A 17,558-nucleotide genomic window follows, 5' to 3' on the forward strand; every position below is an offset into this window, starting at 1 on the left:
CTACGGGACGGACGTGGCGAACGCGGCCGGAGTGACGTCCCCGGAGACGTCGGTGGAGGTTGTCCCGGCAGGGTCCCGCCGGGCCGCCGGGCCGGGGCGGCCGAGGACCCGCGCGAGGTCGGCGGTCAGGGCCGCCGCCAGCTCCGGCAGGTGCTCGCGCGGGAAGAAGTGGCCGCCCTCGAACAGCCGCAGCCCCAGGAAGTCGCGGGTGTGCGACCGCCACTCGGCCAGCTCCCCCGGGGGCGCCACCGCGTCGGCGGTGCCACCGAAGACGGTCACCGGGACCGGCAGCGGCGGCTCGGCGCGGTAGGCGTAGGAACGGCACAGCGTGAAGTCGGCCCGCGCGACCGGCAGGGTCAGCGCGAGCGCGTCCGGGTCGTCGGCCATCTCCGGCGGCAGCCCGCCCAGCGACCGCAGCGCCGCGGCGAAGCGGTCGTCGGGGTCGGCCGGGTCGGGCGTCAGGGCCGCCGCGGCGCCGCGCACCGGCCACGCCGCCAGGGCGAGCAGCGCCGGCGGCGGCGCGCCGTCGCGCAGCAGCGCCCGGGTCAGGCGGTAGCCCAGCAGCGCCCCCATGCTGTGCCCGAACACGGCGTACGGCACCGCGCCGGCGGCCGGGTCACCGGCTCGGGACTCCGCCAAGGATTCGGTCAGCGCGTCGGCCAGCCGGCGGGCCGCCTCCTCGCAGTCGGTGAACGGCGCCTGGCGGTGGCGGCCCGGACGGCCCGGCAGGCGGACCGCGCGCAGCTCGACCCACGGCGGCAGGTGGCGCGCCCACGGGCGGAACATCGAGACGCCGCCGCCGGCGAACGGCAGGCCGTACAGGTGCACCCGCGCCGCGGGGCGGGGCTCGAACGCCAGGTACCACGAGGGCTGGGTGACCATTTCGCTCCGGATCTCCTCGGACCGGCCGCCCGGATCAGCGAGCGACCGGTCATCCCCTTCACCTCCGACCGGCCGCTCGGATCAGTGAACGGCCGGTCATCCCTTTCACCTCCGACCGGCCGCTCAGATCAGCGAGTGGCCGATCATCTCCTTCATGACCTCGGTGGTCCCGCCGTAGATGGTCTGCACGCGGGTGTCGACGAACGCGCGGGCCACCGGGAAGTCGCGCACGACGCCGTAGCCGCCGTGCAGTTGCAGGCAGCGGTCCACCACCTTCTGGCACAGCTCGGTGTTCCACCACTTGGCCATGGCCGCCTCCTCGGCGGCCAGCCGCCCGGCCGCGTGCTCGGCGACGCAGCGGTCGGTGAACGCGCGGGCCACCGCCAGCGCCGTGGCCAGCTCGGCGAGCACGAAGCGGTTGTACTGGTGGTGGCCGACGGGCCGGCCGAAGACCTCGCGCTCCCGGCAGTAGGCGAGGGTGTCCTCCATGACCTTCTCGGCCGCGGCGAGCGCCGCCACCGCGATCATCATCCGCTCCTGGCGCAGGGTGCGCATCATGTAGGCGAAGGCCCGGCCCTCCTTGCCCAGGAGGTTGGCGGCCGGGACCTCGACGTCGTCGAAGAACAGCTCGACGGTGTCCATCGCCCGCATGCCGATCTTGTCGAGCTTGCGGCCCCGGGTGAAGCCGGGCCGGTCGGCCTCCACGACCAGCACGCTGGCGCCGGAGGCCGCCGGGCCGCCGCCGGTGCGGGCGACCACCAGGAACAGGTCGGCGGCCGAGCCGTTGGTGATGAACGTCTTCTGCCCGTTGAGCACGTACCGGTCGCCGTCGCGCACCGCCCGGGTGCGCAGCCGCTGCACGTCGCTGCCGGCGTCCGGCTCGGTGATCGCGATCGCCGTCACCAGGTCCCCGGAGCAGAACCCGGGCAGCCAGCGCCGCCTCTGCTCCTCGGTGGCCAGGGTGCGCAGGTACATGCCGGCGATCTCGTTGTGCAGGGACAGCGCCGGGGCGTACACCCCGGCGCGGGCCAGCTCCTCGGTCAGGATCACGTGGTGGCGGTAGTCGGGGTCGCCGCCCCCGCCGTACTCGGTGCCGACGTCCATCCCGAGCAGGCCGCACCGGCCCGCCCTGCGCCACACCTCGCGGTCGGCGCCGCCCTCCTCCTCCCAGCGGGCGTAGGAGGGCAGGATCTCCTTGGCCACGAAGGTCCTCACCAGGTCGCGGAACGCCTCGTGCTCGTCGGTGAACACGTCACGGCGCATCGATGGCTCCGGCGACCGCGTCCGGCACCACCGGCGTCCAGGACGGCAGGATGTCACGCAGCCGGTTCATCATCACCTGGCAGTACGCGGCGTTGTGGTCCAGGCTGCGACGGCGCGGGTAGGGCATCTTGTGCCGGCCCGCGTGGTTCACGCGCAGCCGTACCGCGTCCGCGCCGTACGCTCCGAACCCGGACAGGTCCGCCGTGAGGTCCACGGCGAGGTCCCGGGGCTCCTCCGTGACGACCAGGCCCGGCACCGTCTCGAACGACGACAGCATCTCCACCGCCTCGGCCGGCAGCTCCGCCACCAGGTCGTGGCGGCCCCGCGAGACCACCCGCACGTGCTCCAGCGCGACGGTCGGCTCGGCCACCGCCTCCCGGTAGACGTACGGCCGGGCCAGCAGGTCCAGCTCGAAGGCGATCCGCACCCGGCGGTCGGCCAGCCAGCCCCGCTCCCGCAGGAACCCCTCCAGCAGCGTGTCCATCTCGGCCCGGTGGGAGTGCAGCACGTAGTGCAGCACCTTGCCGATGTTGTTGATGTCGTAGTTGCCGAGGGTCTCCACCGACTCGTCGAAGAAGCGGCAGATCTCGGTGTCGGTGCGGCGCCGGAAGTAGTCGGCGGCCATCGTCAGGAAGTCGGTGTGCGAGCACGTCCCCGCCCGGTCCAGCTCGCGGGCGACGTAGAAGGCGGCGCGGGCGTTGTACAGGCTGATCACCGCGTAGTAGAACCACACGCCGGCCTTGAACTCGTCGCGGGTCACCCAGTTCGTCGCGACCACCACGTCGGCCTCGGCCACCGGGTCGTCCACCCGGACGGTGACGACGCCCAGGGCCTCGCGCCGCTCGTACATCGGGGTGTTGCGCAGCAACAGCTGCGGGTAGGCCACCACCGCGTCGGCGCCGGTACGGCACAGCTTGCCGATGCCCTCCCGGAAGGAGTCCAGGGTCTCCCCCGGCAGCGGCCAGATCAGCTCGGTGTAGGAGCTGATCTGCTTCTCGCGCAGCTTCGACTGCAGCTCGACGTAGGTGGACTCCTTGATGTTGGACCGCTCGACCAGGTCGAGGGTCTGCGGGCTGAGGGTCTGCAGCGACACCGGCTGGCTGGTCAGCATGCCGCCCTCGACGAGGATCTCGGTGATCTCGGTGACCCGGTCCGGCCGGTTCTTGGCCGCCTGCATGGTGACCATCAGCGGGTAGCCGTTGCGTTCCTTGCACTCGACCATGTGCCGGGTCAGCTCGACGTCGCGGGGCAGCGCCCCCCAGTTGGCGTCGGCGAGGAAGATGCTCTCGATGCCGTGCTCGCTGATCCACGTCAGGTCCGACTTGACGCGGTCCAGCTCCCAGCGGTGCACCTTGTCGTTGGTGGCCGCGCCCCAGTAGCAGTACGAGCAGCGGAAGGGGCAGCCCCGGTTGGTCTCCACCACGGCGAAGACGTACTCGCCGCCGTCGAAGACCCCGGCGGCGAACGGCGAGGGGATCTCGTCGAGCTCCTTGATGCGGGCGGGCTTGTCGGTGGTGACCAGCGCGCCGTCGGACCAGAAGCTGATCCCGGGCACCCGGCCCAGGTCGGGGACGCTCCCGGGGGCGGTGGCGGCCACCTCGCGCAGGAAGGCGGTGAACGGCTTCTCACCTTCGCCGTTGCACACCGCGACGTTCTCCCAGTCCGCGGGGACGTACTCGGCGGCGTGGTTCATCACCTGCGGGCCGCCCAGGATGAAGCAGGCGTCGGGGCGGAGCCGTACCAGCTCGTCCAGCAGCGCCTTCATCCGCCGCATGTTCCACAGGTAGCAGCTCATCGCGTAGACGTCGGCGTCGGCCTCCAGCATCAGCGCCACCAGGTCCTCGACCGGGGTCTTCACCTCGGGCGCGTGGATGGTGAAGCTGCAGGCCGCGGCGACGTCCTCGTCCTGCTGCGCGTAGGCCTGCAGGTAGCCCGCGGCCAGCGGCAGGGTGTTGGCGTAGACCGACAGCTCGACGAGGCTGACCTTCAGCGGCCTCATGCCCCCGCCTCCCCCGTCTCGGTGATCCACGCGGCCAGCTCGTGGAGCACGTCGTACTCGAAGAGGTCGTCGGCGCCCAGCCGGATGCCGCGTTCCCTGGCGCGCGTCGCCAGGCGCATCGCCTGCAGGGAGTCGCCGCCCAGGTCGAAGAAGCTGTCGTCCCTGCTCACCGAGGTGATCTGCAGCACGTCGCACCACAGGGCGGCCATCAGCCGCTCGGCGTCGGTACGGAAGTCCGGCGCGGCCTGCGCGGCCGGGGCCTGCGCGGGCAGCGGACGGGCGGCCAGCGCCCGGCGGTCGGCCTTGCCGTGCGGGGTCAGCGGCAGCGACTCCAGGGACACGACGGCCTGCGGCACCATGTAGTCGGGCAGCCACTCGGCCAGGTCGCGCCGGACGTCCGCCGTGTCGAGCGGGTCGCCGGGACCGGCGGGCACCACGTACGCGACGAGCCGGTCTCCGGTGTCGTGCTTGACGGCGACGGCCTCGCGCACCCCGGGCAGCCGGTGCAGCGCCGCCTCGACCTCGCCGAGCTCGATGCGGAAGCCGCGCAGCTTCACCTGGTCGTCGGCGCGGCCGATGAAGTCCAGCGAGCCGTCGGGCAGCTCGCGCACCAGGTCCCCGGTGGCGTACATGCGGGCGTCGCCGTCGGGGACGAACGGGTCGGCGAGGAACCGCTCGGCGGTGAGCTCCGGCCGGTCGAGATAGCCGCGGGCCACGCCGGTCCCGCCGATGTGCAGCTCGCCCGCGGTGCCGGGCGGCACCGGACGGCGCCGCGAGTCCAGGACGTAGGCCCGCATGCCGGGCAGCGGCCGGCCGATCGGCGGGACCTCGTCACGCTTCGCGCGCGGCTGCACCTCGGCGAAGGTGGCGACGACCGTCGTCTCGGTCGGCCCGTACAGGTTGAACAGCCGGAACGGCAGGCCCAGCGGCGGGTGGCGGTGCAGCTTCTCCCCGCCGGTCAGCATCACCCGCAGCGCGCCGCCGTACCCCCGCCAGTCCTGGTCGAGCATCTCGGCGGCCAGCGCGGTGGTGAGGAAGCAGACGGTGATCCGCTCGCCGGCGAGCCAGCGCACGAAGTCGGCCGGGGAGTCGGGCAGCCTGCCCTCGACGATGCACAGGGTGGCGCCGGCGGCCAGGCAGGGCCACACCTCCAGCGCCCAGGCGTCGAAGGACGGCCGGGCGAGCTGGGTCATCCGGTCCCCCGGCCGCACCTCGAAGGTCCGCCGGTGCCAGGTGACCAGGTTCGTCAGGCCCTCGTGCGGCAGCAGGACGCCCTTGGGGACGCCGGTCGAACCGGAGGTGTAGACGACGTAGCACAGGTCGCCCGGCTCCGGCTCGGAGATCTCGGCGGCGTCGCCCCCGTCGGGATCGCCGCGGAGGGCCTCCTCGACCGTCAGCACCCGCGCCGGGCCGCCGGCGAACCGGGCGGCGGCGGCCGCGCGCGTGACGACCAGCGGGACGCCCGCGTCGTCGAGGATCGAGGCCAGCCGGGCGTCCGGCTCGTCGACGTCGGTGCCGACGTACGCGCCGCCGGCGAGCAGCACCCCCAGGGCGGCGACGACCAGGTCGGGCGAGCGCTCCAGGGCCAGGGCCACGAGCGTGCCCCGGGTGACGCCGCGGGCACGCAGCGCCGCGGCCAGCCGGCAGGAACGTTCGTACAGTTCAGCGTAGGTCAGCACGGTTCCGGCGTGCGTGACGGCGGGCTGGTGCGGTTGCACCTGCGCCCACCACGCGACGCGCGCGGTCACGGCCTCGTGCGCGCCACGGACCGCAGTGCTCGCCTCGGTCAATTTTGCCTCCAAGTTCCGATTTCCCGCGTGAAAGGTCGGCCGCCTCGCCCGGCGCGGCGGAGACGGGCGGCAGAGGCGATCAATTCACTGGAGCACGGGCCCTTTTCACGCCGCAGGTGACGGTAACGGTCGTATCGTCACCTGCGGTCTCGGCGGGACGCATCTCTTGAATTGCGATGGGGAGAAGGCCCGGTACGGCGGGCGGACAATGCGGGTGGAAAATCACCGTTCCGCAATTCCGGAGATGCGCGCGGCGTTTTCCCGCGCCAGGGTTGTTCAGCGACGGATCGGCGGACGATGGGGGCGCGGGAATGACTTTCACGTTGCGGGCCGAGGAGACGGACACCGGGCCGGGGACGCTGGACGGGCGGACCGTGACGGCCTACCTCGCGCGCATCGGCGCCCGCCGTCCCGCGCGGCCCACCGCCGAGGCGCTCGCCGAGCTCCACGAGCGGCACGTCATGGCGGTGCCGTTCGAGAACGTCGACTTCCACCTGCGCAAGCCGATGGACATCGGCGCCGGCGCCATCGAGAAGATCGTCACGAGGCGGCGCGGCGGCACCTGCTACGAGCTCAACGGGGCCTTCTCCGAGCTGCTGCGCGCCCTCGGCTACGACGTCACCGTGCTCGCCGGGCGGGTGATCGAGCACGGCGTGCCCGGCCCGGTGCTCGGGCACATGCTGCTGCGCGTCGTCGCCGCCGACTCACCGTACCCGTGGCTGGTGGACGTCGGTTACGGCCGGGGCGCCCGGCGGCCGCTGCGGTTCGACTCCTCCGAGCCGCAGGCCGACCCGCACGGGGTGTTCCGGCTCGCCGGCGGCGCCCCGTACGGCGACCTCGACCTGCTGCGCGACGAGGTCCCGCAGTACCGGATCGAGGCGCGTCCCCGGACGGTCGAGGACTTCACGCACATGTGGTGGTGGTACTGCAACTTCCCCGGCTCCCCGCACCTGACCCACCTGTACTGCACGCTGCCCACCCCCACCGGCCGGGTCACCCTGAGCGGCGACACGCTGTCGGTGCGGGAGGCGGGCCGGCGGGAGAAGCGGGTCCTCGCGGGCGACGAGGAGGTGCGGGCGGCCTACCGCACCTGGTTCGGCCTGGAACTGGACGAACTACCCCCGCCCCCCGCACCCTTGGAACCGTGACGTCGACACCGGCCGAACGGCCCCACGGCCAGGAAGCGATCGTGGCCGACCCGGTCCGGCGCGTGCCCTTCGATGTGGAGGGCTACAGCCGCCGCTCCCGGACGGGACCGTGCTTCATCTGCGCGATCGTCAGTGGAGATCCTGGTCAGCCGGAGGAGATCGTCTACGACGACGGCACGCACATCGGTTTCCTCGCCCGCTTCGCGGCTCTGCCCGGCTATGTCCTCGTGGCGCCCATGGCCCACGTCGAACACGTCGTCCGGGACCTCGACGAGGAGGGGTTCACCGCGATGATGCGGGTGGTGCGCCGAGTGGCCCGCGCCCTGGAGGCGAGTGTGCCCTGCGAGCGGACGTATCTGCTGTCCCTGGGCAGCCAGGAGGGGAACTCCCACCTGCACTGGCACATCGCCGCCCTGCCCCCGGGGGTCCCGTACGAGCGGCAGCAGTACCACGCGCTCATGTCGGAGAACGGGGTCGTCGAGCACACGCCCCAGGAGGCCGCCGCCCTGGCCGCGAAGATCAGGCGTGCTCTGAGCACCTGCCCGCAGGACGGTCTGCAGGGTGGAACCTAGTCCTCGCGCAGGGCCAGGCGGTTCAGCTTGCCGGAGGCGGTCTCGGGCAGCTCGTCGACGAACCGCACGTCCCTCGGGTACTTGTGCGGCGCGAGCCGGGCCCGGACGAAGTCCTGCAGCTCCCGCGCGGTGACCTCGCCCGCGGCCACCACGAACGCGCGCGGCAGGGTCAGCCCGTCCACCTGGTAGCCGACCACCGCGCACTCGGCGACCGCCGGGTGGCCCAGCAGGCAGTTCTCCACCTCGGCCGGGGCGACCCACTTGCCGCCGACCCGCAGCAGGTCGTCCACCCGGCCCTTGTAGTGGAAGTAGCCCTCGGCGTCGCGGGTGAACAGGTCGCCCGAGCGCACGGTGTGCGGGGCGACGAACGTCCGGGCCGACTTCTCCGGCGAGCGCCAGTACTCCAGCGCCACGGTCTCGCCGGTCACCTCCAGCAGCCCGGTCTCGCCGTCCGGCAGCGGCTCGCCGTCCCGGTCCACCACCCGCACCCGGTAGCCGGGCACGACCTGGCCGAGGCTGCCCATGCGGACGCCGCCGGGCCGGTTGCACACGTAGCCGTGGAACGACTCCGACGAGCCGATGCCGTCGATGACCTCGACGCCGAAGGTGTCCAGCCACCGGCGGTGCAGCTCCACGGGCAGGGCCTCCCCCGCCGAGATGCACACCCGGATCGAACTGAGATCCTGCCGGGCGGCCTCGGGATGGGAGACCATCGCGCTCATCATGGTCGGCACGTTGACCAGGATGGTGGGACGGTGCTCGGCGATCAGCTCGAAGATCCGGTCGGCGGTGCTGCGCTCGGGGAAGACGATCCCGGCCGCGCCCACCCCCAGCGGGAACAACGCGGTCATGTTGTTGGCGTAGCCGAAGAACAGCTTGGGCACCGGCAGCACGACGTCGTCGGGCCGGATGTCCAGCACACCGCGCGCGAACCACTCGAAGCTGAGGGCGGCGCTGCGGGCGGCCAGCACGCACGCCTTGGGGGCGCCGGTGCTGCCGCTGGTGAACCGCCACATCGCGACGTCGTCGCGGGTCGTCGGGGCGGCGGCCAGCTCGGCCGGCTGGGCGGCCAGCAGCGTCTCGAAGCAGTGCTCCCCCGGGCGCAGCGCGTCCGGCGCCACCCCGGTCACCAGCAGGTTCGTCACCCCCGCCTCCCGGAGCCGGCCCAGGGTCACCGCGTCGGCCACCACGACGGCGGGCTCGGCGTACTCGGCGTAGTAGCGGTAGTCCTTGGGCTGCAGGTAGGTGTAGACCTCGGCGGTGACGGCGCCGATCTTCTGCGCGCCGTACCAGGCGGCGACGAACTCCACCCCGTCGCCGAGCGCGAGCAGCACCCGGTCGCCGCGCCGCACGCCCAGCGCGAGCAGCGCGTGACCCGCCCGGTTGGCCAGCGCCCGCAGTTCGCCGTAGGTGACGGGACCGGCGGCGGTGATCAGGGCGGTCCGCCGCCCGTCGCCGCGGTCCAGGAAGTGCGAGGCGATGTTGAACTCGCGGGGGATGTCCTCGTAGCGCGTCAGGAGGCCGTCCGGCCGCGCGGCCGGGCCGTCCTGGAGCAGCGTCGAACCGGTCTCGGCTCCGGAGCCCCTCATGCGTCCTCCTCGGGTCACGCGCTGGGCCGGGCACGGACCGGTGGGGGCGGCCCGGCCGCCGGTGGCGGACGGCGTCGCCCGCACCACTGCGACATCGTCCGGCCGGTCCCGGTGGCGGCGCATCTTCCAGCGTGCGGTGCCCGCCGCCGCACGCCGGTGGCTTTTCTTCGTGATTGCCGGGACTGCGACGCCGCAACGGCGTCCCTTGCCGGGGTGTGGAACGCCTTATAGCTTGGCCGGGTGGGACGGCCGGCGGAGTTCCCCCGGCGCATCCCCGCCGGGGTGCGCGCCCCTTTCGTTCCTTGCGATGAGTCCTCGATGAGGCTCCTTCGGCGAGTCCTCCGACGAGGCGTGATTTCCGACGAGGGGACCCGTGCCCGTGACCGCCGACCAGTCCACCGCGCTGACGTACTCCTCCTACCTCGCCCTGGACGAGGTCCTCGCGGCGCAGCGGCCGCTGACCGACAAGCACGACGAGGTGCTGTTCATCATCGTGCACCAGGTCCACGAGCTGTGGTTCAAGGAGCTGCTGCACGAGCTCGCCAGGTTGCAGGAGGAGCTGTCGGGCGGTGACTCGGTCCACGCGCTGCAGACGCTGCGCCGGACGCTGGCCGTCCTCAGGGCCGTGATCGCCCAGATCGACGTGATCGAGACGATGACCCCGACCCAGTTCGCGGCCTTCCGCCCCGAGCTGGGGGGCAGCAGCGGGTTCCAGTCCGCGCAGTTCCGGGAGATCGAGGCGGTGCTGGGGCGGCGCGACCCCCGGACGGCGCAGTCCTTCGAGGAGGGCTCCCCGGAGCGGGCCCGGATCGAGGCCGCGATGAGCCGCCCCTCCCTGCTCGACTCGTTCCTGCGCTACCTCGCCACGCAGGGCTATCCGGTGCCGCCGGACCTGCTCGGCCGGGACGTGGCCCGGCCGGCGGAGCCCTCGGAGCGGCTGCGGGCGGTGCTGCTCACGGCCTGCCGGGACGGAGGGTTCGCGGCGCGGATCTTCGAGCAGCTGCTGTCCCTGGACGAGGACGTGCAGGAGTGGCGCTACCGCCACGTGAAGATGGTCGAGCGGATCATCGGCCACCGGCCCGGCACCGGCGGCTCGTCGGGCGCGCCGTACCTCTACCGGACCGTCTCCGCCCCCGCCTTCCCCGACCTGTGGGCCGTGCGCGACGGCCTCTGAGCACCGGCGGGACCTCCTCCGGGCGTGGCGGCGCGCCCCCGCGGCCTCGTCCGGCACGGTCGCGCGGCCTCGTCCGGCACGGTCGCACGGCCGTACGGCCCGCGCACGGCATGACGGCGCGGCCGTACGGCGCGGCACACCGCAATCCCAAAGATGCGGGGCGAACCGGGCGGGATGAAGCTGAGATGGCCGAGCAGCCGTACCGGCCGGAAGGGAGCCCGCTTCGGCGGCGGTAGCACCGTGACCTGGTGCCCCGGCGACCCGGGGAGCTTTCGGAGAGGGGCAGGGGTGAAGATCGTCGGAAGTCCGGCCGGGAGGCCGTCGCCGTTCGGCGCCGAAGAGCCCGGACCGGCGGGGGCGGCGTCCGGGGGCGGGGACCGGGCGTTCGGGACCGAGGAGCTTCTCGCGGAGGTGGACGCGGCCGAGCGGGAGCTCACCGCGGCCGCGGCCGTACGGGGCCCCTCCGGGACGGGCACGGCTCCCGCCGGGACGGGCACGGCCGGCGCGGAGCCGCGGACGGACCGCCCCGGGGCCGGAGACGGCGACGAGACCCGGGACGGCGGCGTCACCGGCGCAGGGACGGCGGAGCGGGAGCGGTTCGAGGCGCTGATCGCGGCGGACGGGAAGGTCGAGCCGCGGGACTGGATGCCCGACGGCTACCGGCGGGCCCTGCTGCGGCAGATCGCGCAGCACGCGCACTCCGAGATCATGGGCATGCAGCCGGAGACCAACTGGATCGGCCGCGCCCCCACCCTCATGCGCAAGGCGATCCTGATCGCGAAGGTGCAGGACGAGGCCGGTCACGGGCTCTACCTCTACTCCACGGCCGAGACCCTGGGCGTCACCCGCGAGTGGCTGCTGGACGAGCTGCACGCCGGGCGGCAGAAGTACCTGTCGTTCATCAACTACCCGACGCTCACCTGGGCCGACGTCGGGGCGCTCGCCTGGCTGACGGACGGCGCGGCCGTCGTCAACCAGGTGTCGCTGTGCCGCACCTCCTACGGCCCGTACGCGCGGGCGCTGGTGCGCGTCTGCCGGGAGGAGTCGTTCCACCACCGGCAGGGCTTCGACATCCTGTACGCGCTGTCGCGCGGCACCCCCGCGCAGCGGGAGATGCTGCGGGACGCGGTCGCCCGCTGGTGGTACCCGGCGCTGGCGATGTTCGGGCTGCCGAGGGACAGGTCCACCCGCTCGGACCTGTCGCTGGCGTGGCGCATCAAGCGCGCCCCCAACGACGAGCTGCGGCAGCGGTTCGTCGACATCTGCGTGCCGCAGGCCGAGATCCTCGGCGTCGAACTGCCGGACCCTGCGCTGCGCTGGAACCCCGAGCGCGGGCACTACGACTTCACCCCGCCCGACTACGACGAGCTCATGCGGGTCGTCGCGGGCGACGGGCCGTGCAACCGCCAGCGCATGGCCCACCGGCGGCGCGCCCACGAGGAGGGCGCCTGGGTGCGCGAGGCCGCGGCGGCCTACGCCGCCAAACACCCCGCGGAGCCGTACGGTGAGCCGCCCGCCTCCCCGGAGGCCCTGGAAGCCGCGGAGACCGCGGAGACCGCCGCGTCCCCGGACGTCCCGAAGACCGCGGAGACCGCCGCGTCCCCGGGCGCCCCGGAGGCCGCGGAGATCGCAGAGATCGCGGAGACCGTGGAGACGACGCGGAACGCCGGGATCCCAATGGCCGCCGAGACCACCGGCGCCCCGGGGGTTCCGCGGAGCGACTGGCCGCTGTGGGAGGTGTTCGTGCGGGCGCGCCGCGGGTTCGCCCACGCGCACGCCGGAAGCCTGCACGCCGCCGACGCCGCGACGGCGCTGCGCAACGCCCGCGACCTGTACACGCGCCGGGGTGAGGGCGTGTCCGTCTGGGTCGCGCCGGCGGGAGCCATCACCGCGTCGAGCCCGGACGAGCGGGACGCCTTCTTCGACCCGGCGGCCGACAAGACGTACCGGCACCCCTCCTTCTTCGACCTGCCCGAAGGGGTGAAGCACCTGTGAACGAGCCGACCGCCCCACCGGCCGGGCCGGACGCCGCGGGAGACCCGGGCGCGCGGGGGTTCACCGTACCGGGATCCGCCGGGCCCGGTTTCGTCACGCGGGGTTCCGGCGCCCGGGGCCTTCTCGCCGAGGAGCCCGGTCTGCCCGGTTACGTGCTCGGGCTCGGGGACGACGCGCTGGTCGCCGCCCAGCGGGTGGCGGAGTGGTGCGCGCGGGCCCCGCAGCTGGAGGAGGACGTCGCCCTGGCCAACATCGCGCTGGACCTGCTCGGCCAGGCGCGGGCGCTGCTGTCGTACGCGGGCGAGCTGGAAGGGCTGGGCCGCGACGAGGACGCGCTGGCCTACACGCGCGACGAGCGCGACTTCCGCAACGTCCAGCTCGTCGAGCTTCCCGACCGCGACTTCGCCGTGACCGTCGCCAAGATGCTGTTCTTCGGCGCCTACCAGCATCTCCTCTACACGGCGCTGTCGTCCTCGGCCGACCCGCGACTGGCCGGCATCGCCGCCAAGGCGGCCAAGGAGACGGCCTACCACACCGACCACGCCGTGACCTGGACGCTGCGGCTGGGCGACGGCACCGCCGAGTCCCACCGGCGGATGCAGGCCGCCGTCGACGAGGTGTGGCCCTTCACCCACGAACTGTTCGAGCCGTTCCCGCCGGTGCCCGGAACGGTCGATCCGGCCGGGCTGCGCGGCGCGTGGCTGGAGCCGGTCGAGCGGGTGCTGCGCGAGGCGACGCTGCGCCGTCCCGAGGACGGCTGGGCGCCGACGGGCGGCCGCCGCGGCACGCACACCGAGGCGTTCGGCCACCTGCTCGCCGAACTGCAGTACGTGCACCGCACCCACCCGGGAGCCCGCTGGTGACCGGCCACACCCTGACCGCCGGCCCCGAGGCCCGGGTGCGGGCCGCGGTGGCGGCCGTGCCCGACCCGGAGCTGCGGGTGCTGTCCATCGGGGAGCTGGGCGTGCTGCGGGACGTGACGGTCGGGCCCGGCGGCCGGGTGGTCGTCACGATCACGCCCACCTATCTCGGCTGCCCCGCGCTGGAGGTCATCCGGTCCGGCATCACGGCGGCGGCGCGGGACGCGGGCTTCCCCGACGTCGAGATCGTCACCTCCCTCTCCCCGCCGTGGACGACCGACTGGCTGGACGAGACCGCCCGCGCGAAGCTCGCCGCCACCGGCATCGCCCCGCCGCCCCCGGCCGCCCCGGACCCGGCGGGCGGGGTTCCCCGGGCGGGCGCGGCCTCCCCGGAGGGCGCGGCTTCCCCCGAAGGCGCGGCGGAGGCGACCGGCGTCCCGCCCCGGGCCCGCGCGCTGCCGCTGCTCACCATCTCGCCGCGCCCGCCGTACCTCCCCGGCTGCCCGCGCTGCGGCGGGGCCGCGACCGAGGAGATCACCCGAGCCGGCGCCACGGCGTGCCGGTCGCTGTGGCGCTGCCGCGCCTGCGGCGAGCCGTTCGAGCACATGAAGGGCCACTGATGACGGCCACGACGACTCCGGCGCCCCCCGCGGCCACGGGACCCGGGACCTCCGCGGCACCCGGAGCTCCCGCGGCACCCGGAGCTCCCGCGGCGCCCGGGGCTCCCGCGGCGCCCGGGACGACGACGTCGGCCGCGACGGCCGCGACGACCGGTGTCCCGGCCCGCGCCCGGCTGCGCTTCCACCGCCTGACCGTCACCGCCGTGGAGCCGGTCGCGGCCGACGGCAGCGCGGTGGCGGTGACGTTCGGCGTCCCCGCCGGGCTGCGCGGGACCTTCGCCTTCGTTCCCGGCCAGCACGTCACGGTGCGGGCGGTGATCTCCGGCGTGGAGACCCGCCGCAGCTACTCCCTCTGCTCCACCCCCGCCGAGCTGGAACGGCACGGCACGATGCGGATCGGCGTCCGCGTCGTGCCGGGCGGGCGGTTCTCCTCCCACGCCGCCGGCGCGCTCGCCGCCGGGGACGCGCTGGACGTGCTGCCGCCCGTGGGCGCCTTCGGCACCGCGTTCGACCCGGCGCGGCGGCGGTGCTACGGGGCCGTCGTGGCCGGCTCCGGCATCACGCCCGTGCTGTCGCTGGCCGCCGCCGCGCTGGCCACGGAACCGCGCAGCACGTTCACGGTGGTGTACGGCAACCGCACCGCGGACTCGATGATGTTCGCCGAGGAGCTGGCCGACCTCAAGGACCGCCACCCGGGGCGGCTGCACCTGGTGCACTCCTTCTCCCGCGAGGAGCCGCGCCTCGGCCTGGCCGGGGGGCGGCTGGACGCCGGCCGGCTGACGGACGTCCTCACCCGCCTCGTCGCGCCGGAGCGGGTGCGGGAGTGGTTCCTGTGCGGGCCCGAGGGCATGGTGCGCGACGCGCGGCGGGTGCTGGCGGAGGTGGCCGGGGACGGCGCCGCCGTGCACACCGAGCTGTTCCACACCGGCGGGCCGCAGCCTCCGCCCGCGACGCCCGCCGTACCGCCGCCCGCCGGGCAGGGCCGCCAGGTGCGGGTCCTGCTGGACGGCCGGGCCACGACGCTGCGCGTCCGGGGGGACCGGCCGATCCTCGACGACGCCCTGCCGCACCGCCCGGAGCTGCCGTACTCGTGCCGCAACGGCGTGTGCGCCACCTGCCGCGCCCGCGTCGTGGACGGCGAGGTGCGGATGACCGGCAACTGGGCGCTGACCGAGGAGGAACTGGCCGCGGGCTACGTGCTCACGTGCCGGTCGGTGCCCGTGAGCGACCGGGTGACCGTCGACTTCGACGTCGTATGAGGACGCCGTACGAGGACGTCCCACGAGCGCGACCCGACCACACGATGACGATCTCGACGAGCCAGGAGGGCCCATGAGAACCGCGCACCGGACCTGCCCCATCTGCGACGCCGTCTGCGGCCTGCGGCTGACGCTCGACGACGCCGGACGCGTCACCTCGGTCAAGGGCGACCCCGACGACCCGTTCTCCAAGGGGTTCGTCTGCCCCAAGGGGGCGAGCCTCGGCCACATCGACGAGGACCCCGACCGGCTGCGCGCGCCGATGGTCCGCGAGGGCGACGACTGGCGCGAGGTCACCTGGGAGGAGGCGTTCCGCGCGGTCCACGAGGGCCTGAACGGGGTGATCGACGCCCACGGCCGCGACGCCCTCGCCGTCTACTTCGGCAACCCGACCTTCCACACGATGGCCGGTTTCATGTACCGGATGCCGCTCACCCAGTCGCTCGGCACCCGCAACGTCTTCTCGGCCAGCACCATCGACCAGATCCCCAAGCAGGTCGCCGGCGGCCTGATGTACGGCGACGCGATGGCCATCGCCGTGCCCGACCTGGACCGCACCGACCACCTGCTGGTGATCGGCGCCAACCCGGCGGTGTCCAACGGCTCGCTGTGCGCGGCCCCGGACTTCCCCGGCCGGCTCAAGGCGCTGCGGGCGCGGGGCGGCAAACTCGTCGTGGTCGACCCGCGCCGCACCCGGACCGCGGCCATGGCCGACGAGCACGTCTTCGTCCGGCCCGGCACCGACGCCTTCCTGCTGATGGGCGTCGTCCACACCCTGCTCGCCGAGGACCTGACGTCGCTCGACCGGGTCGGCGTCGAGGTCGGCGGCCTGGACGAGCTGCGGCGGCTGGCGGACGACTTCACCCCCGAGGCGGTCTCCCGGGTCTGCGGGGTGCCCGCCGAGCAGATCATCCGGATGGCCCGCGAGCTGGCCGCCGCCCCTTCGGCCGCGGTCTACTCGCGCATCGGCACCTGCACCGCCGAGTTCGGCACCGTCACCCAGTGGCTGGTGGACGTGGTCAACACGCTGACCGGCAACCTCGACCGTCCCGGCGGGGTCATGTTCACCAGGACCGCCGCGCTGGAGTTCTTCCGCACCGGCCAGCCGTACAGCGGGGGCAACTGGCGCAGCCGTGCCCGCGGCGTGCCGGAGGCGATGGGCGAGCTGCCGGTGGCGACGCTGGCCGACGAGATCGAGACGCCGGGCGAGGGCCAGGTCAGGGCGCTGATCACGATCGCGGGCAACCCGGTGCTGTCGGCGCCGAACGGGCCCCGGCTGGACCGGGCGTTCGCCGGCCTGGACTTCATGGTCTGCGTGGACCCGTACCTGAACGAGACGACCCGGCACGCGAACGTCATCCTGCCGCCGCCGCGCATGCTGCAGATGCCGCACTACGACTTCCTGCTGCTGACCGTGACGGTGCGCAACTACACCCGGTTCTCTCCGCCGATCCTGCCGCTGGAGCCGGGGCAGCTGTCGGAGGCGGAGATCCTGGCGAAGCTGACGCTGATCGCCGCCGGGCAGGGAGCGGACGCCGACCCGGCCGGGCTCGACGAGATGATCGTCGGGCAGATCCTCGGCGGGGCCGTCCAGGCGCCCGGATCGCCGTTCGAGGGCCGTGACCCGGCCGAGCTGCGCGCCGGCCTCACCGGCGACAGCGGCCCGGAGCTGATGCTGGACGCGATACTCCAGCTCGGCCCGTACGGCCTGTCGCTGGCGAAGCTGCGGGAGAACCCGCACGGCCTCGACCTGGGCCCGCTGCAGCCCCGGCTGGCGGAGCTGGTGTGCACGCCGTCGGGCCGGGTGGAGCTGGCTCCGGAGCCGCTGGCCCCGGAGGTGGAACGACTCCGCGGGCGGCTGGCCGCGGCCCCGCCGGAGATGGTGCTGATCGGGCGGCGCCAGCTTCGGTCCAACAACAGCTGGCTGCACAACGTCGGCACGCTGGTCGGCGGCAGCAACCGCTGCACCCTGCACGTCCACCCGAGCGACGCGGCCCGGCTCGGCCTGGCCGGGGAGGCGCTGGTGCGTTCGGCCGCCGGTGAGCTGACCGTGCCGGTGGAGACCACCGAGTCGATCATGCCCGGGGTGGTCAGCCTGCCCCACGGGTGGGGGCACGCCGGGAGCTCCCTGCGGGTCGCGGCCGAGCACGCCGGGGTCAACGCCAACGCGCTGACCGACGAGACGGTGATCGACCCGCTGTCGGGGAACGCGGTGTTCAACGGCGTCCCCGTCACGGTCGCCCCTGCCGTCCAGGACACCCAGGCCACCCAGGACTCCGGCGGCGACGCCTGCTCCGGCTCGGGCACGCGGGCGGCGGGCCCGGTCGCGGTCACGCTCACGACCCGAGGCGCGTGACCCAGGGCGCGTGACCCGGGGCGACCGCGGTTCCGGTCGCGGTCGCCTCCG

Annotated in this window: 13 protein-coding genes and 1 pseudogene; 9 read left to right on the forward strand and 5 right to left on the reverse strand. The window is 74.1% G+C overall.

The annotated features are described in order from the left end of the window. The 4 genes from IEZ10_RS21630 to IEZ10_RS21645 all read right to left on the reverse strand — a co-directional run bounded on the left by IEZ10_RS21630 (position 1) and on the right by IEZ10_RS21645 (position 5,934). Positions 1-882, reverse strand: coding sequence for a thioesterase II family protein (locus tag IEZ10_RS21630; RefSeq protein ID WP_189248330.1), 882 nt, complete (start codon positions 880-882; stop codon positions 1-3). A gap of 123 nt (positions 883-1,005) precedes the next feature. Next, positions 1,006-2,145, reverse strand: a complete 1,140-nt coding sequence (locus IEZ10_RS21635; protein ID WP_189248331.1) for an acyl-CoA dehydrogenase family protein — start codon at positions 2,143-2,145, stop codon at positions 1,006-1,008. Further along, on the reverse strand, positions 2,135-4,144 hold the full coding sequence (locus IEZ10_RS21640) for a B12-binding domain-containing radical SAM protein (protein WP_189248332.1): 2,010 nt from the start codon (positions 4,142-4,144) through the stop codon (positions 2,135-2,137). The genes IEZ10_RS21635 and IEZ10_RS21640 overlap by 11 nt, the downstream gene beginning before the upstream one ends. Beyond that, a complete protein-coding gene (locus IEZ10_RS21645) occupies positions 4,141-5,934 on the reverse strand; it encodes a non-ribosomal peptide synthetase (RefSeq protein WP_189248333.1) in 1,794 nt (597 codons plus the stop codon). Before IEZ10_RS21645 ends, IEZ10_RS21640 begins: the two co-directional genes overlap by 4 nt. A gap of 311 nt (positions 5,935-6,245) precedes the next feature. Here IEZ10_RS21645 and IEZ10_RS21650 point away from each other — a divergent pair, with 311 nt between their 5' ends. Further along, positions 6,246-7,082: an arylamine N-acetyltransferase family protein gene (locus IEZ10_RS21650; RefSeq protein ID WP_189248334.1), complete on the forward strand. Its 837-nt coding sequence runs from the start codon at positions 6,246-6,248 to the stop codon at positions 7,080-7,082. Then, complete coding sequence (locus tag IEZ10_RS21655) at positions 7,079-7,654, forward strand: HIT family protein (RefSeq protein ID WP_229811491.1); 576 nt, start codon at positions 7,079-7,081, stop codon at positions 7,652-7,654. Before IEZ10_RS21650 ends, IEZ10_RS21655 begins: the two co-directional genes overlap by 4 nt. On the opposite strand, the gene IEZ10_RS21660 is transcribed toward IEZ10_RS21655, so the two are convergent. After that, positions 7,651-9,243, reverse strand: coding sequence for a benzoate-CoA ligase family protein (locus tag IEZ10_RS21660; RefSeq protein ID WP_189248335.1), 1,593 nt, complete (start codon positions 9,241-9,243; stop codon positions 7,651-7,653). The two genes, IEZ10_RS21655 and IEZ10_RS21660, sit on opposite strands and share 4 nt — an antisense overlap. A gap of 373 nt (positions 9,244-9,616) precedes the next feature. Between IEZ10_RS21660 and IEZ10_RS21665 the strand changes: the two genes are divergently transcribed. The 7 genes and pseudogenes from IEZ10_RS21665 (at position 9,617) to IEZ10_RS21690 (ending at position 17,507) form a co-directional block, all read left to right on the forward strand. Beyond that, positions 9,617-10,417: a tryptophan 2,3-dioxygenase gene (locus IEZ10_RS21665; protein ID WP_229811492.1), complete on the forward strand. Its 801-nt coding sequence runs from the start codon at positions 9,617-9,619 to the stop codon at positions 10,415-10,417. A gap of 585 nt (positions 10,418-11,002) precedes the next feature. Then, positions 11,003-11,905 (forward strand): annotated as a pseudogene (paaA, locus tag IEZ10_RS39075) (1,2-phenylacetyl-CoA epoxidase subunit PaaA); the annotation flags it as partial. 189 nt (positions 11,906-12,094) lie between these two features. Beyond that, positions 12,095-12,412 (forward strand): 1,2-phenylacetyl-CoA epoxidase subunit PaaB, encoded by a 318-nt coding sequence (gene paaB / locus IEZ10_RS39080; protein ID WP_229811534.1) that lies wholly within the window; start codon positions 12,095-12,097, stop codon positions 12,410-12,412. After that, positions 12,409-13,275, forward strand: coding sequence for a 1,2-phenylacetyl-CoA epoxidase subunit PaaC (gene paaC, locus IEZ10_RS21675; protein ID WP_229811493.1), 867 nt, complete (start codon positions 12,409-12,411; stop codon positions 13,273-13,275). Before paaB ends, paaC begins: the two co-directional genes overlap by 4 nt. Then, positions 13,272-13,892 carry a 1,2-phenylacetyl-CoA epoxidase subunit PaaD gene (paaD, locus tag IEZ10_RS21680; protein WP_229811494.1) on the forward strand — a complete coding sequence of 207 codons (621 nt, stop codon included), beginning with the start codon at positions 13,272-13,274 and terminating at the stop codon, positions 13,890-13,892. Before paaC ends, paaD begins: the two co-directional genes overlap by 4 nt. Before the next feature lie 203 nt (positions 13,893-14,095). Beyond that, on the forward strand, positions 14,096-15,151 hold the full coding sequence (locus IEZ10_RS21685; protein WP_229811495.1) for a 2Fe-2S iron-sulfur cluster-binding protein: 1,056 nt from the start codon (positions 14,096-14,098) through the stop codon (positions 15,149-15,151). A gap of 73 nt (positions 15,152-15,224) precedes the next feature. Continuing rightward, entirely contained in the window at positions 15,225-17,507 is a 2,283-nt protein-coding gene (locus tag IEZ10_RS21690; protein WP_189248338.1) for a molybdopterin-dependent oxidoreductase, read from the forward strand. Positions 17,508-17,558 lie beyond the last annotated feature (51 nt).

It is taken from the genome of Streptosporangium pseudovulgare, assembly GCF_014648055.1.
GTDB lineage: Bacteria > Actinomycetota > Actinomycetes > Streptosporangiales > Streptosporangiaceae > Streptosporangium > Streptosporangium pseudovulgare.

Excerpts from the sequence above, each read along its gene's own strand:
- IEZ10_RS21690 (WP_189248338.1), top strand. The coding sequence starts at position 15,225 with ATGAGAACCGCGCACCGGACCTGCCCCATCTGCGACGCCGTCTGCGGC.
- IEZ10_RS21630 (WP_189248330.1), bottom strand. The coding sequence starts at position 882 with ATGGTCACCCAGCCCTCGTGGTACCTGGCGTTCGAGCCCCGCCCCGCG.
- IEZ10_RS21660 (WP_189248335.1), bottom strand. The coding sequence starts at position 9,243 with ATGAGGGGCTCCGGAGCCGAGACCGGTTCGACGCTGCTCCAGGACGGC.
- IEZ10_RS21640 (WP_189248332.1), bottom strand. The coding sequence starts at position 4,144 with ATGAGGCCGCTGAAGGTCAGCCTCGTCGAGCTGTCGGTCTACGCCAAC.
- IEZ10_RS21635 (WP_189248331.1), bottom strand. The coding sequence starts at position 2,145 with ATGCGCCGTGACGTGTTCACCGACGAGCACGAGGCGTTCCGCGACCTG.
- IEZ10_RS21650 (WP_189248334.1), top strand. The coding sequence starts at position 6,246 with ATGACTTTCACGTTGCGGGCCGAGGAGACGGACACCGGGCCGGGGACG.
- paaB (WP_229811534.1), top strand. The coding sequence starts at position 12,095 with ATGGCCGCCGAGACCACCGGCGCCCCGGGGGTTCCGCGGAGCGACTGG.